12 protein-coding genes are annotated in these 15,422 nt (G+C 56.0%); 6 read left to right on the plus strand and 6 right to left on the minus strand.

Features of this window, described 5'->3' with window-relative positions:
- Positions 1-30 precede the first annotated feature (30 nt).
- The gene (locus ACO0U8_RS20585) at positions 31-1,476 is read right to left on the minus strand and encodes an MFS transporter (protein ID WP_421671526.1); all 1,446 of its coding nucleotides are present in this window, start codon (positions 1,474-1,476) and stop codon (positions 31-33) included.
- A gap of 362 nt (positions 1,477-1,838) precedes the next feature.
- Here ACO0U8_RS20585 and ACO0U8_RS20590 point away from each other — a divergent pair, with 362 nt between their 5' ends.
- Entirely contained in the window at positions 1,839-2,858 is a 1,020-nt protein-coding gene (locus ACO0U8_RS20590; RefSeq protein ID WP_421671527.1) for a DUF3829 domain-containing protein, read from the plus strand.
- Positions 2,859-2,915: 57 nt separating this feature from the next.
- Here the strand turns inward: ACO0U8_RS20590 and ACO0U8_RS20595 are convergent, their stop codons facing one another.
- Genes ACO0U8_RS20595 through ACO0U8_RS20615 form a run of 5 tightly spaced genes read right to left on the minus strand, consistent with a single transcriptional unit; the run spans position 2,916 to position 8,034 of the window.
- Positions 2,916-4,004 (minus strand): ABC transporter ATP-binding protein, encoded by a 1,089-nt coding sequence (locus tag ACO0U8_RS20595; protein ID WP_421671528.1) that lies wholly within the window; start codon positions 4,002-4,004, stop codon positions 2,916-2,918.
- On the minus strand, positions 4,005-4,958 hold the full coding sequence (locus ACO0U8_RS20600; RefSeq protein ID WP_390975616.1) for a carbohydrate kinase family protein: 954 nt from the start codon (positions 4,956-4,958) through the stop codon (positions 4,005-4,007).
- 26 nt (positions 4,959-4,984) lie between these two features.
- A complete protein-coding gene (locus ACO0U8_RS20605) occupies positions 4,985-5,824 on the minus strand; it encodes a carbohydrate ABC transporter permease (protein ID WP_122095266.1) in 840 nt (279 codons plus the stop codon).
- Entirely contained in the window at positions 5,821-6,723 is a 903-nt protein-coding gene (locus ACO0U8_RS20610; RefSeq protein ID WP_421671529.1) for a carbohydrate ABC transporter permease, read from the minus strand. The genes ACO0U8_RS20605 and ACO0U8_RS20610 overlap by 4 nt, the downstream gene beginning before the upstream one ends.
- 60 nt (positions 6,724-6,783) lie before the next feature.
- Entirely contained in the window at positions 6,784-8,034 is a 1,251-nt protein-coding gene (locus ACO0U8_RS20615; RefSeq protein ID WP_421671530.1) for an extracellular solute-binding protein, read from the minus strand.
- 306 nt (positions 8,035-8,340) lie between these two features.
- On the opposite strand from ACO0U8_RS20615, the gene ACO0U8_RS20620 reads away from it, so the two are divergent.
- The 5 genes from ACO0U8_RS20620 (at position 8,341) to xdhB (ending at position 15,413) form a co-directional block, all read left to right on the plus strand.
- On the plus strand, positions 8,341-9,513 hold the full coding sequence (locus tag ACO0U8_RS20620) for an ROK family transcriptional regulator (protein WP_421671554.1): 1,173 nt from the start codon (positions 8,341-8,343) through the stop codon (positions 9,511-9,513).
- A gap of 120 nt (positions 9,514-9,633) precedes the next feature.
- On the plus strand, positions 9,634-10,986 hold the full coding sequence (guaD, locus tag ACO0U8_RS20625) for a guanine deaminase (protein ID WP_056770507.1): 1,353 nt from the start codon (positions 9,634-9,636) through the stop codon (positions 10,984-10,986).
- On the plus strand, positions 10,983-11,621 hold the full coding sequence (locus tag ACO0U8_RS20630; RefSeq protein WP_056770510.1) for a TetR family transcriptional regulator C-terminal domain-containing protein: 639 nt from the start codon (positions 10,983-10,985) through the stop codon (positions 11,619-11,621). Before guaD ends, ACO0U8_RS20630 begins: the two co-directional genes overlap by 4 nt.
- Positions 11,618-13,021 carry a xanthine dehydrogenase small subunit gene (gene xdhA / locus ACO0U8_RS20635; RefSeq protein WP_421671531.1) on the plus strand — a complete coding sequence of 468 codons (1,404 nt, stop codon included), beginning with the start codon at positions 11,618-11,620 and terminating at the stop codon, positions 13,019-13,021. The genes ACO0U8_RS20630 and xdhA overlap by 4 nt, the downstream gene beginning before the upstream one ends.
- Entirely contained in the window at positions 13,014-15,413 is a 2,400-nt protein-coding gene (xdhB, locus tag ACO0U8_RS20640) for a xanthine dehydrogenase molybdopterin binding subunit (RefSeq protein WP_421671532.1), read from the plus strand. Before xdhA ends, xdhB begins: the two co-directional genes overlap by 8 nt.
- Positions 15,414-15,422: the final 9 nt, after the last annotated feature.

The raw sequence follows: 15,422 nt of genomic DNA on the forward strand, positions 1-15,422 counted from the left end.
CGGATACGTAATTTCAGTCTGGCTGCGCCATTATTTTTCCGGTACAGCCGGTGGGGTTACAGATTCTTTTTTGCGTCGTATTTCATCGCCTGCTGTTTTGTCGAGCGTCAGGCTGTCGAGCGTACCGGCCAGTGAAAACAGGCCGATGATGATAAAAGCGATGTGAAACGTGCCGGTCTGCAACGTGTCGCTGGCGGGCAGAAAATGTTCGGCGATGCGCAGGGAAAGCGCGCCGATGGCGATACCCAGCCCGGTAGAAAGCTGCTGCGCGGTGTTAAACAGCGTATTCGCGCCACCCATTTGTTCAGAAGGCACCTGCGAAAAGGCCAGCGTATTGAGGGCAGTGAACTGCATCGAGCGGCTCATGCCGCTGGCGAATAACAGCAGCAGCGTCAGCGCCGTCGGCACGTTTGGCGTTAACAGCGCACAGGCAAAAATGGTCGCAGAATTGATCAGGCCGTTAACCAGCATAATCGACTTAAAGCGGAAGCGGTGCAAAATCGCTGAGGTAAAAGGCTTCATCGCCAGATTTCCGGCAAAAACCGCGAGCACCAGCAAACCGGCATTAAAAGCACTCATGCCGTAACCGAGCTGGAACATCAGCGGCAGCAGAAACGGCAGGGCGCCGATGGCGATACGAAACAGCGAACCGCCGTAAATAGTGACCGCGTAACTTTTGATTTTCATCGCCGTCAGCGGCAGCAACGGGTGCGCCGCCCGGCGGGAATGCCAGATAGCCAGCGCCCCGGCCAACAGCGCGCCACCGATCATCGCGAAAGGTTTCCAGTCGATAATCCTTTCATTGAATTTATCCAGCCCGAAAATCAGCCCGAGGCAGGCAATCCCGGTCAGCACAAATCCGGTCACATCGAAGGGCACGCCTCTTTCGCCGGGAATAAGCGGGATCAGTTTCCGGCTAAACCACAGAGCAATACACCCGAGCGGCACGTTGAGGATAAAGATCCAGTGCCATGAGGCATAGGTGGTGATAAATCCGCCGAGCGGCGGTCCGAGAATGGGGGCGACCAGCCCCGGCCAGGTGATGGTGGCGATGGCGCGGATCAAATCCGATTTCCGGGTGTTTTTCAGCACCACCAACCGCCCGACCGGCACCATCAGCGCACCGGCAAAGCCCTGCAACATTCGGGCAGCGGTAAACGTCGGCAGGCTGGTGCTGGCGGAACATAACACCGAGGCGAGAGTGAACAACACCAGCGCCAGCGAGAAGACGTTGCGGGTGCCGAAACGGTTGGCAATCCAGCCGCTGGCGGGAATAAATACCGTGAGCGTCAGAATGTATGCCGACACACCGATATTCATATCCACCGGATGCACCCCGAAATCTTTCGCCATCTGCGGCAGCGCGGTCACGATCACCGTGGCATCGAGGTTTTCCATAAAGAACGCGCCCGCCACCAGTAATGGCAAAGCAGAACCGGGCGGCAGCGAGAATTTTTTGTTTGAGAAGAAGCTCATAGAAGGTAAGCGCGCTAATGAAACAGGCAATGTCTGAGCATAGCGCATCGGGGTGTGGCGTCAACGGTGAATAACAGGAAAGGTTATCTGTTAATAATTCCTTTAACGCTAACGCGTTTTTTTCCCTCTGTTATGTCGCGCAGGGTTAATACGCGAGGCGTGAATACGTGCCGGCAATATCATTTCGCACATTTAAATAGTCATCATTGTTCAGGTGGAACATAATGCCCGGCCTGTTTATTAATAATGGCAATGATTCATCAGTGTGTTGAATTGTTTTGATATTCATATTTTATATGTCCTATCGATAGTTATTTGTTCATTCGATATTTACACCTCACAGGAATGAAGTTAATCTCATTATGAATAATAAATTTATATACGCAGTGCTCTTTTCATCAATTCTGGTTGCGTTATCAGGTTGTGATGATAAAAAGGCTGAGGCTAAGCCTGCTTATGTGGCTGCCAAAGCGGCTGATACAGCTGAAAAATCCTCCACTGCGGCTGCCCCGAAAGCCTCTGCGGCAGAGGTTGCCGCAAAATTGCAGATCTACATTAAATGCTACAGCCTGCTGGATGCAGGAATTAATCATTCCTTTAACCAATATTCAAGCTGGGTAAAAGATGTTGATCAGGGGCCAGCAGGGAATGAAACTGAAGTGTCGGGAATGAGTCCTGTTAATAGCAAATTATTAGAGTTTTGTAATAATAAAATGCCACTGGCAGCTGAACGGCAACCGGGTATTCCAGAACTGGATCGTGCGGCGCTTAATTTCATAAAGTCAGCAAACAGTTTGAGTGAGGTGATGAATTCTCTGAATCAATATTACCAGCAAGGGGAATATAAGAAAGATGCATCCCTGAAAGGAAAAACTTTACGTGCTGAACTTATGAATAAACTGAAGTCATTTAATTCAGATTCTGCGGCGTTCAGAAGCGCAATTGATACCGTTAGCGATGCACAACAACTCGCCCGTTTGCAGGAAATCGAACAATCGGAGGGTAAAAATGCCCGCTATCATGCTTTGTCCATCGTGATAAATGCTAAAAAGCTGAATGCGATACTGGTGCAGGATAAATTTTCAGCCGAATCTGCCACGCGTATTGTGAGCGAAATACAGGCCTCTCTTGACGTGATGAAGCAGCCTTCCGAGAACACCGGGGAAAAACCGCAGGACTACAGCAAGCTGATTAAAAATATTGAAGAATATGTGCTGGCCGCGCAACAGCGAATTAATCATGTGCGGGATAACCAGCCATTCACCGAAGCGGAAAAGGCACAGTTCACTGACCAGAAATCATCAGCGATGGTTGAAGGAACCTTTAATCATGCGATGAAAGCCAATAATGAAATGGTCGCGAGTTTTAACCTTCTGCAATAATTAAATTTTACCGTTATCGCACGAATAAAGACCCCGTTTTGTCGGGGTCTTGACCTTTTATTCCTCCGCCAGTCGTTCTCCCGTTGTCACATCAAACAAATGAATCGCTTCACTGTTGGCCTCGAGATACAACGGCTGGTCGGCGCTGACGCGGGCACGTCCGGCAAACTGCACGTGCAGCGGGAATCCACTCCAGTCGATGTGCAGCAGGCTGCTTTCGCCGGTGACTTCCAGCAAGCGCAATGTGGCGGCAGGCTGCGTGCTTACCAGCACAGGTTTTAAGTCGTGCGGACGCAGCCCCAGAGTGACCGGTTTTCCCTCGGCGTGCCGCGCCTGCAATGCCCATTTCTCCGGCAGGGCGAACCACAGTAGATCGCAGGCCACGCCCGGCTGTCCGTCAATATTACGGAAGACACCGCTGAGCAGGTTCATGGGCGGCGAGCCGATAAACCGCGCCACAAAGGTGTTAACCGGTTTGTCGTAAATCGACAGCGGGTCACCCTGTTGCACGATAAAACCGTCTTTCATCACCACGATATTATCGGCCAGCGTCATGGCCTCGACCTGATCGTGCGTGACGTACACGGTGGTGGTGCGAAACTGCTGATGCAGTGATTTGATCTCAGCACGCAGTTCCATTCGCAGCTGGGCGTCAAGGTTAGACAGGGGTTCATCGAACAGGAACACTTTCGGATTTCGCACCAGCGCCCGGCCCATGGCGACACGCTGGCGCTGGCCGCCGGACAAATCTTTCGGCAGACGTTTGAGCAGGTGATCGATCCCCAGGACTTTGGCGGCCTGTTGCACTTTGGCCTGCTGCTCGGCTTTCGGCACTTTTTTAACCTGCATGTGGAACGCCATATTTTCGGCCACCGTCAGGTGCGGATACAGCGCGTAACTCTGGAATACCATGGCGATATCCCGGTCGGCCGGGTCGAAATTATTGATTTGCTGTTTATCGAGCAGAATGTCGCCGTCAGACAGCGATTCCAGCCCGGCAAGCAGGCGCAGCAGGGTGGATTTTCCGCAGCCCGACGGGCCAACCAGCACGGTGAAACTGCCGTCAGGGATGGTCAGATCCAGCGGTTTCAACACCTGCACTTTGCCATAATGTTTGGCGACTTTTACCAGTTCTACCAGAGCCATTTAGATTTTCTCCACAAGACCAAAAAGCGATTGCCAGTCAGGATAACGGCGCGGGGAACTGCCAATCGCACAACCGGCGACGCGGACACCCCATTGCAGCGCCGTGGCAGGCGGCAGGCCATAAATCAGCGCGGATAAAAATCCGGCGTTAAAACTGTCTCCGGCACCGATGGTATCGACCACATCGACCGGTTCCGCGTGCTGATGCAGCGTCAGGTTTTTCGACCACAGCCGCGCGCCTTCCGGGCCGCATTTCGCCACGCAAAAGGCGTTTTCCGCCATCTGCGCAAGCAGCGTCAGCGCGGCGATATCCAGCGTGGCCGCATCCGCCAGCCCGAGGGTTTCCACTTCATTAAGCAGCAGCGCGTCGCAATACGGCAGCCATGTTGATGCCTGGTCACGCAGCGCATCGCTCCAGTCTTCCGGCGGCCAGCCGCTGTCCACCGCCACCTGATAACCGCGCTGCTTAAGCACGGCCAGCAGTTGCGGATAGTCAGCATAAAGCGCCGTACACAGCCAGGTGCCGCACAGCAATACCCAGTCACCGGCCTGCGCCGTTTCAGGGATTTGCGCCAGCACGTCCTGCATGGAAAGGCGCACGATGTGCCCCTGATTGCTGAAAAAGGTTCTTTCGTGATCAGGGTGCGTAACGCCAAACGTCAGCGAGGTTTCGCAGTCGCAGGTAGGCCAGCCCGGGGCGCTCTCTGGAAACATGCCCGCCAGCCAGCCGCTGAACTGGTCGTTGCCCTGATTGGCCACCAGCCGGAAAGGGGATCCGAGGGCGGAGAGCGCCAGCGCGCAGTTTCCGGCAGAACCGCCGGGGCGCAATGAACTGCTTTCGAGCATCGCTTCGGTGCCTTTTTTCGGCCATGCGTGCAGCGTGCTCATGATCAAATCCACGTTGATGTTGCCCGCCACATACAGCGTGGCGCGGGTCTGCGGTCTGGTTGTCATTGATGAGAATTCCCTGGTGTTCATAATCAGCCTTTGCTGCCGCCGGCGGTTAACCCGCTGACCATGGTTTTTTGCAGCCAAAGCGCAATAAAGAGCGGCGGAATGGCCGCAAGAATGCCGACGGCGGCGATCAGCCCGTCATCGGTGGCGCGCCCGGCGGTGAATCCGGCAATGGTGACCGGCAGCGTCTGGGCGTCGATATTGTTGGTAAACAGCAGGGCGTAGAAAAATTCGTCCCAGGCCAGCAGCCAGCCAAACATGGCCGAGGCGCCGAGCGCCGGTTTTGCCAGCGGCAGGGTAATGCGCAGCAAAACCTGCCAGTAGCGCAGTCCGTCGAGGCGGGAAGCCTGTTCGATATCCACCGGCAGCGCGTCGAACTGGTTTTTCAGCATCCAGGTCAGGAACGGCAGGATCATCGAGCAATACACCAGAATCAGCCCGAGGTGGGTATTGAGCAGCGTCAGCTGTTGCAGGATGAAGTACAGCGGCAGAACGAATGCCACCGGCGGCACCATGTAAATTGCCAGGCTGCCGAACAGCCAGCCGTCACGGCCCGGATAGCGAGAGAAGCTGTAAGCGGCCGGGATCGCCAGCAGCAGCGAAACCAGTGTGGCTCCGCAGGCCACCAGCAAACTGTTGCCTAGCGCATGCAGGAACAGCGCGCCCGGTGTGCCGGCCTGTAAGGTCAGCAGGCTGGCATAACGGCTGAAATCCCAGTGACGCGGCAGCCATTCCAGCGGAATGCGGGTCAGATCTTCCGCCGAGCTGACGCTCATCAGGAACATCCACAGCAGGGGGGCAAGAATCGAGACGGCCAGCACCAGTGCGGCGAAATAGCGTAAAACGAGCCGGATTTTCTGTTTCATTCTGTGCTCCCTGAACGGCGCTGGCGCAGCAACATCACCATATAAATTGTGATCAGCAGGGCGCAGATTAATGTCATCAGTATCGCGTAGGCGGCACCGCTGCCAGCGCGCAGATAACTGAACGATTCCTGATAGACAAAGAAGCTGACGGTTTTGGTGCTGTCGAGCGGGCCGCCGCGGGTCATGACATAAATGATGTCGAAGACTTTAAAGGCATCAATGGTGCGCAGGATCAGCGCCACAGCCAGCGGTGCGGCAATCGCCGGTAAGGTGATTTTGCGAAAACGGCAGAAAGCCGATGCGCCGTCGAGCCGTGCGGCTTCGAACAAATCTTCCGGAATGGTCTGTAACGCCGCCAGCACCAGCAGGGTGATCAGCGGGTAGTTTTTCCAGATATCCGCGAACATCACCGCATTGATCGCCGAAGAGGGATCGCCCAGCCAGCTGCGGTAGGTATCAATCAGCCCGAGCTGGGAAAGCAGGGCGTTGATGCTGCCGTAATCCGGATTGAAATTCAGCCGCCACAGGGTGGCGTTGACGATGGTCGGCAGTGCCCAGGGCAAAATCACCAGCACGCGCAGGGCGCTGCGTCCCCAAAATGGCTGGTTCAGCAACAGCGCCACCAGTACGCCGATGATGCCTTCAATCACCACCGACACCACGGTGAAATACAGCGTGCGCCAGAGTGCGGCGCGAAAATCAGGGTCGGTCAGCGCATACAAAAAGTTCTCGCTGCCCACCCAGTTGGGCGCAGAGCCGTCGCCTATCAGACCGGCATCGGTAAAACTCAGCCACAACGTACGGACAAGCGGCCAGGCGGTGAGTAAGAACATCATCAGAAGCATGGGCGCGAGCAGCAACCAGGCCTGACGTTTCTCACGTTGCGGTAATGTCAGCATTCAGTTTTCCCGTCCCGCCATAGTCAGGCTATGGCGGGTATTTTGGTGTTGGTCGCGAAATTAACGTAAACGATCAGCGGCTTGGGTTGCGGCTTCCATACCGTCCTGTGCCGGGGTTTTCCCCTGCAATACCGCCTGAATATTTTGCTGCAAGATATTGGATAAACGGGAGTAATCCGCCGTGACCGGGCGCGACAGCATCACGTTCAGCGAGATTTTCGCCGCCGCAATCAGTTGCTCCTGATCTTTTTGCACTGCCGGATCGTCATAAGAGGATTTCCAGATTGGCAGGCTCAGTTTGGCGTATTTGTTCTGCACCGGCTGCGAGGTCATGTAGCTGATGAATTCCCACGCCTGATCCGGATGCGCACTGGCTTTGGCAATGCCCAGCCCCATCGAGCCGTTAACGCCGGATGCGCCGCCTGCGGTTTCACCCGGTGCCGGGATCACACCGACGTCACCCGCCACTTTGCTCTGTTTCGGATCGTTGGCCATGTTGTACATGTAGGTCCAGTTCAACGCGAAAGCCGCATCGCCGTTGGAGAAGGATTTACGCACGTCCTCTTCCAGATACTCGCGGGAGTTCGGGTTGGTCAGCCCTTTATCCAGCGTCTCTTTCATGTAACTGATGGCTTTCATGGCGCCGGAATTAGTGAAGTTCAGCTTGCCGTCTTTGTAGAAATCGCCCTTGAACGCGGAAACCAGCGTGGTGTAATCGCACAGCAATGCTTCGGATTGTGACCAGCTCCAGACCAGCGGATATTTGACGATGCCTTTTTCTTTCAGGATCGCAGACTGTTTCTCAACGTCAGCCCAGGTGGCGGGCGGCGTGGTGATCCCGGCCTTTGCCAGCATGGCTTTGTTGTAATACAGATATTTGGTGTCGAGGATCCACGGCATGCCCCAGCGTTTGTCTTTATACGTCACGGTGGAAATGGCACCGTCAAAAATCTTGTTGCTTTCCTCCGCCGGAATACGCGCCGTCACGTCCTGCAACAGGCCGTATTTGTTAAATTCGGCGGGCCAGATCGCATCGAACAACACCACGTCATAACCTTTGTCACCGGCACCGCGCGCGGCGACGATTTTGTCGTGCAGCGCTTCATACGGCACGAATTCCAGATTCACTTTGATATCCGGATGCTGCTTAGTGAAATCAGCGGCCATGGCGCGGATATCCGCTTCGCTGTACGCCGCCTGTGTCATAAACAGGGCGCTGAGGGTGGTTTGGGCCAGCGCATTGACAGAATATCCAAGAGTCAGGGCAGAGAGGGCGCACAGGGTGGCAGCAGGGGTAAATCGTAGGCTCATCGTCATTCTCCGAAACAGGGTTAAGTTTATTAAATCAATTTGATTGCTTTAATCGGCTAAAAAAAATGGGAAGGCATAACTCTGCCAGTCCCTGCGTCCCTGCCGGATTGTGCTACCGGGTTTTAAGGCGAATATCAAAACAGCGTAAAGTGAATAGTGACTGACGATTATTATTAACATGGCAATAACATTCAAAGCTGTGATGCCACCGTCATATTCATACTCTGTTATTTATAAAATCAATTTGATTGCTGTAATCACTCGCCACATACTGCCCGCAAGGTCTTCACCGCGGAGAGGGATGTGATAACAACTTCTGGCACCAATCTCGAGCACGCCCGTGCTCACAATCGTCGGGTGGTGATCGAAGCCATTCGCCTTAACGGTGAACTGACCCGTGCCGAAATTGCCCGGCTGACGTCGCTCACGCCGCAAACCGTCTCCAACATTGCCACCGAACTCGAGCAGGCGGGCATTCTGTCCTCCCACCTGCCGCGCCGTGCGGGAGGCCGTGGTCAACCAGCAACGCCACTGACACTCAATCCTGACAGCGCCTATTCCATCGGCATCCATCTTGATCATCAGTCGCTGCTGATTGTGCTGGTGGATCTGACCGGAACCGTTCGCTTTCGCAAACTGCTCCATGTGCAGAAACCGCAGCCAGAGCCCACGCTGGCTCTTATCGATCAGGTTCTGCAAGAAATGCGCCAACAGGTGAAAATTGACTGGCGAAAAATTCTGGGCGTCGGCGTGGTGATGCCGGGGCCGTTTGGCGTGGAAGGGATTTCCTCGCAGGGGCCGACCACGCTGCACGGCTGGGATAACGTTGATATTGAAGCCCGTTTAAGCGCCGCGACCGGCTGGCCGGTGACGCTGGAAAACGATGCGACGGTGGCGGCTATTGGTGAACGTTTTCACGGCGTCGCCAAGCAATTAACCTCATTTGTCTATCTGTATATCGGCACCGGTCTGGGCGCAGGCATCTTTACTGACGGGCGAATTTATACCGGCCATGCACACAATGCGGGCGAAGTCGGCCACGTTGTGGTGCAACCGGGCGGGCGCGAATGCTATTGCGGCAACAAAGGCTGCCTCGAACGTTACCTTTCTTTGCAGGCCGCGTACGAAGCCTGCGGGCTGGATCCAGCCTCGGCGATGCCGGAGGATCTGCTGAGCGTGGATGAAAAACGCTTCGACCAGTGGCTGGATACGGCGGTGGAACCGGCGTTGCAGGCCATCAATATTATGGAATGTGTGTTCGATGCGCAGTGCGTGATCATCGGCGGCACCATGCCGAAACCGCTGGTGGAGAAGCTGATTAAGCGCCTGACGCCGCTGTATAATTCGGTGCGCAGCCGCTATGCGCAGAGTGCGCGCATACGCCTCGGCATGTCCGGCAGCGACACCCCTGCGCTCGGTGCGGCGGCGCTGCCGATTTTCGACGAATTTAACCCGCAATATGAAGTGCTGCTGAAGTAGCGTTGCTGTCCGACGTAAAAAACATCCGGACGGTCTGACCGGTTGGTCAGATTTGGCATAAGCTTTGCAAATGTTCTGTTATCAAACGTGAACGTGAATGTTGCAGAGAAGGACTATGCCATGAGTCAGATCATCACCCGCGCGGTACGCGGCAATTTCTTTGATATCCGCGAGCCGGTGTTAACGCCGGAAGATGTTGAAGCGCAGGTGCGTTATATCGAAGACGGCCTGATGTTGCTCAGCGGCGGGCATATCGTCTGGCTGGGCAGCTGGCAGGAAGGCGAGGGCAGGCTGGCGCGGGCGCAAAAAACCGCCGGTCTGGACATCGATGATTACCGCGACAAGCTGATCGTGCCGGGCTTTGTCGATACGCATATTCACTATCCGCAAACCGAAATGATCGGCGCCTACGGCGAGCAACTGCTCGAGTGGCTGACCCGTTACACCTTCCCGACCGAACAGCAATATCACTGCGCCGACTATTCGAAGCGCATGTCGAAATTCTTCCTCGATCAGCTGTTACTCAACGGCACCACCACGGCGCTGGTGTTCGGCACCGTACATCCGCAATCCGTCGATGCGCTGTTTAAAGAAGCGGCAGATATCAATATGCGGCTGGTGGCGGGCAAAGTGATGATGGACAAAAACGCCCCCGACGCCCTGCTGGAAACGCCGGAACAAAGTGAACGCGATACGCGTGCACTGATTGCGCGCTGGCACAACCGTCAGCGCCTGAGTTATGCGCTGACGCCGCGTTTTGCCCCGACATCCTCGCCGGAACTCCTACAGAAGGTGCGGCTGCTCAGGCAGGAGTTCCCCGATGTGTACATGCATACCCATCTGAGCGAAAACGTCGCCGAGCTGTCGTGGGTGAAAGAAATGCACCCCGAACATCAGCATTATCTCGACGTTTATCATCAGTACGGCCTGACCGGCGAACGCTGCGTATTTGCGCACTGTCTGCATCTGGATGACAGCGAATGGGATTGCCTGCACGACACCGATTCGACCATCGCCTTTTGCCCGACCTCCAACCTGTTTCTCGGCAGCGGCCTGTTCAATTTGCAGAAATCCTGGCAGAAGCAGGTGCGCGTCGGCATGGGCACCGACGTCGGCGCCGGTACCACGTTCAACATGCTGGAAACCTTGTCGGAAGCCTATAAAGTCGGGCAGCTCCAGCGCTACCGTCTGTCCGCTTTCGAAGCCTTCTATCACGCCACGTTGGGCGGCGCACGGGCGCTGCATCTCGACGACAAAATTGGCAATTTTAACGCCGGTAAAGAGGCGGATTTCGTGGTGCTCGAACCGGGCGTCAGTGCGCTGCAAAAACTGCGCGCCGGTAACAGTAAAACGCTGGCCGAAAAGCTGTTTGTGCTGATGACGCTGGGCGATGACCGCAATGTTTACAGCACCTATGTGGATGGCGAACAGGTCTATGCGCGTGATGCTTTGCAGGGGGAGCGTTCAGCATGATGAACAATGACACCGGCGGCAAAGTCCGCATTGCACGTGAACGCACCCTGGAGAATATCCACGCCGCGGCGATTGCGGAATTCAGTGAAAAAGGCTTTCAGGGCGCGACCACTCAGGCCATCGCTCAGCGCGCGGGGATCAAAAAAGCCCAGCTGCACTATTACATCGCGGGGAAAGAGGAGCTTTACGAAGAACTCTTGCAGAAAGTGCTGAAAGTCTGGGGCGACATCATTCAGTTCGACCCGTCTGTCAGCGAGCCGGAAGACGTGCTGAGCCGCTATATCCGCAACAAACTCAACTTCTCGTTCGATCAGCCGGAACTCTCACGCATCTTCACCAGCGAGGTGCTCGGCGGCGGTCACTATTTACAGAAATACTGGCCACAGGCGACGCAGAACATTGCAGGCAAAGAGAACCTGATCCAGCAGTGGATTGTGCAGGGCAAAATCCGCGCGCTGGATGCCCGTCTGTTCATCATGCATATCTGGGCGGTGACGCAGTATTACGCCGATTTCGCGGTGCAGGTGAAACACATGTACGGCAATTTCGAGGGCGATGAGCAGGCGCGCGAACACATTATCGATGAAGTCACGACACTGATTTTAAACGGCTGTAAAAAAGGAGGTGCCGTATGATCCAATTTCTGATGAACGGCAGGATCCACACGGAAAATCTGCCCGCCGATACCACCGTTTTACAGTATCTGCGCCGTGACGCCGGTCGTTGCGGCACGAAAGAAGGCTGCGCCTCCGGTGACTGCGGTGCCTGCACCGTGGTGCTGGCGGAAAAACAGGGTGACCAGTTGCAGTACCGCACCGTCAACGCCTGCCTGACGTTCATGCCCGCCGTGCATGGCAGACAGCTGATCACCGTGGAAGATTTAAAGCATCGCGGCAAACTGCATCACGTTCAGCAGGCGATGGTGGATAATCACGCCTCGCAATGCGGGTTTTGCACGCCTGGTTTTGTGATGTCGCTGTTTGCGATGGAGAAAAATAAGCCCGCTTACACGGTGGAAGGCGTGCAGGAAACGCTTTCCGGCAACCTGTGCCGCTGCACCGGTTACCGGCCGATCATGGATGCCGCGAAGACCATTTGTGACGCGCCCGAGCCGGATCAGTTTGATGCTGATGCCCTGCAAACGCTGGCAAAACTCGCCGCGATGTCCGCCACTGAACAGCCGGTAAGCCTTGATCAACTGGCTCAACGCTACCTTGCTGAGCCGGATTCCCGTCTGGTGGCGGGCGGCACCGATCTGGCGCTGGAAGTGACACAACGCTATCAGCGCCTGCCGAAGCTGATTTCACTGAGCCATATCCCCGAACTCAAAACCATTACGCTGACCGGTCAGGCTATTCATATTGGCGCAGCGGCACCGCTGAGCGAATGTATGCCGGTTTTACACCATGAATTCCCGGAATTTGGCGAGCTGCTTGAGCGTTTTGCCTCACAGCAAATCCGCAATCAGGGCACGTTTGGCGGCAATATCGCTAATGCGTCGCCCATCGGTGACGGCGGGCCGGTGCTGCTGGCGCTGGGCGCATCTTTATTGCTGCGTCGTGGCGCTGCACAACGCGAATTACCGCTCGATCAGTTCTTCCTCGGGTATCGCAAAACGGCTTTACAGCCCGGCGAATTTATCGAACAAATCCGCATCCCGCGCAACACTTCGGCGGCGCGTCAGTTGCGGGTTTATAAAGTGTCGAAAAGGCTTGAGGATGACATTTCCGCCGTCTGCGCTGCTTTGCATATCGAAGTGCAAAACGGCGTGGTGATCCATGCCCGCGTGGCGTTCGGCGGGATGGCGGAAGTGGCGAAACGGGCCACCTGCTGCGAAGCGCAGTTGCTCGGCCAGCCGTGGCAGACGGCCACCGTCGAGCGTGCCTGTCAGGCGCTGACGCAGGATTTCTCCCCGATCAGTGATTTCCGCGCCAGCCGCGAATACCGCATGCAGGTGGCGAAAAATCTGCTGCGCCGCTGCCATATCGAAATGACCTCTCCTGAAACACTGATGCGGGTAACTCACTATGTCTGAATCCAAACCTTCACTGTCTCAGGCGGAGATGGAAACGCAGTTTCGCGCCGGGTTACAGAGCGGCGTCGGCAAAAGCCAGAAACACGAAAGTGCGGATAAACACGTCAGCGGCGAAGCGGTGTATGTCGATGACCGGCTGGAGTTTCCCGGTCAGCTGCACCTGGTGCCACTGCTCAGCCCGCATGCGCACGCCGATATTCTGCATATCGATACTGAACCTTGTTACACCGTGCCGGGCGTGGTGCGGGTGATGACCGCAGAAGATGTGCCCGGCAACCCGGATATCGCGCCACTCACCGTTGGCGATCCGCTGATGGCGCAGGGCACCGTGCAGTATGTCGGTCAGATTGTGCTGGTGGTGGCCGCTACATCGATGGAAGCCGCCCGTGCCGCCGTGGCGCTGGCGAAAGTGGAGTATCAGCTGCGTGACGCCGTTCTGACCGTGAAACAGGCGCTGGCGCTGGAACATTACGTGGAAGAGCCGCATCAGCATAAACGCGGTGACGCGGAAATGGCGCTGGCCTGTGCGCCGCACCGTTTGCAGGGTGAACTGGAAATTGGCGGGCAGGAGCATTTTTATCTTGAGACGCAGATTGCCTCCGTGATGCCCGGCGAAGACGGCGCGATGCTGGTGTACAGCTCGACACAGCATCCGACCGAAGTACAGAAACTGGTGGCCTCGGTGCTGGATTTGCCGATGCACAAAGTGGTGGTCGATATGCGCCGCATGGGCGGCGGTTTCGGCGGCAAAGAGACGCAGGCAGCGGGGACGGCGTGTCTGGCGGCACTGGCCGCGCATCTGACCGGACGTCCGGCGAAAATGCGTCTGGCGCGTCAGGACGACATGCTGATCACCGGTAAACGGCATCCGTTCCACGTCAGTTATGACGTCGGGTTTACCGATGACGGCGTGATTCACGGTATCGACATCAAACTGGCCGCCAACTGCGGTTATTCGCTGGATCTCTCCGGTTCTATCGTAGACCGCGCCATGTTCCATTCTGATAACGCCTATTACCTCGGCGATGCGCTGATCACCGGTTACCGCTGTAAAACCAATATGGCGTCGAATACCGCGTATCGCGGATTTGGCGGCCCGCAGGGCATCGTGGCGATTGAACACATCGTCGATCACATTGCACGCGAGCTGGGGATGGATCCGCTGACCGTGCGCAAAAATAACTATTACGGTCACGACAGCCGCAACGTGACGCATTACCACCAGCCGGTCGGGCAAAATCTGCTGCAGGAGATGACGCAACAGCTGGAAGAGAGCGCGGAATACACGGCAAGGCGTGACGTTGTCACACAATTTAACCGCAATAACCGCTATCTGAAAAAGGGGCTGGCGCTGACGCCGGTAAAATTTGGTATTTCGTTCACCGCCAGTTTTCTTAACCAGGCGGGCGCGCTGGTGCTGGTGTATACCGACGGCAGCATTCAGCTCAACCACGGCGGCACCGAAATGGGACAAGGGCTGAACACCAAAGTCGCGCAGGTGGTGGCCGAAGTGTTTCAGGTGGATATCAGCCGGATTCAGATCACCGCCACCGATACCGGTAAAGTGCCGAATACCTCGCCGACGGCCGCGTCCTCCGGCGCAGACCTGAACGGTAAAGCCGCGCAAAACGCCGCGGAGATCATCAAAGGTCGCATGACTGAAATGCTGATGCGCCTTCATGATGCGCAGGAAACGGACATTACCTTCAGTAACGGTCAGGTGCGGGTGAAAGATCTGTATTTCAGTTTTGAGCAGGTAGCCACCCAGTGCTGGCTGAATCAGGTGCCGCTCTCCAGCACCGGCTACTACAAAACGCCGAAGATTTTCTACGACCGCAGCAAAGCGGCCGGGCACCCGTTCTATTACTTCTCCTATGGCGCGGCCTGCGCGGAAGTGCTGGTCGATACCCTGACCGGGGAATACAAATTGCTGCGTGCGGACATTCTTCACGACGTCGGTGATTCGCTGAATCCGGCCATTGATATCGGTCAGGTAGAAGGCGGCTTCGTGCAGGGCATGGGCTGGCTGACCACCGAGGAACTGGTGTGGAACGACCAGGGGCGGTTAATGACCAGCGGCCCGGCAGCCTACAAAATTCCGGCCATTGGCGACATTCCGCAGGATCTGCGCGTGAAACTGGTGGAGAACCGCAAGAACCCGGAAGACACGGTTTTCCATTCCAAAGCCGTGGGCGAACCGCCGTTTATGCTCGGGATTTCAGTCTGGTGTGCGATCAAAGATGCCGTCGCCAGCCTGGCGGATTACCGCGTACATCCGCACCTGGATGCGCCTGCCACGCCGGAAAGAGTGCTGAATGCGGTCAATCAGTTGATGTTTCATGGTGACGTTGTCACTTACCCTGAGCCGGTCACCGCCCGCGTCACCGGCTAACGGAGGTTT

This window comes from Rahnella sp. EDr1-12, assembly GCF_049206505.1.
GTDB lineage: Bacteria > Pseudomonadota > Gammaproteobacteria > Enterobacterales > Enterobacteriaceae > Rahnella > Rahnella rivi.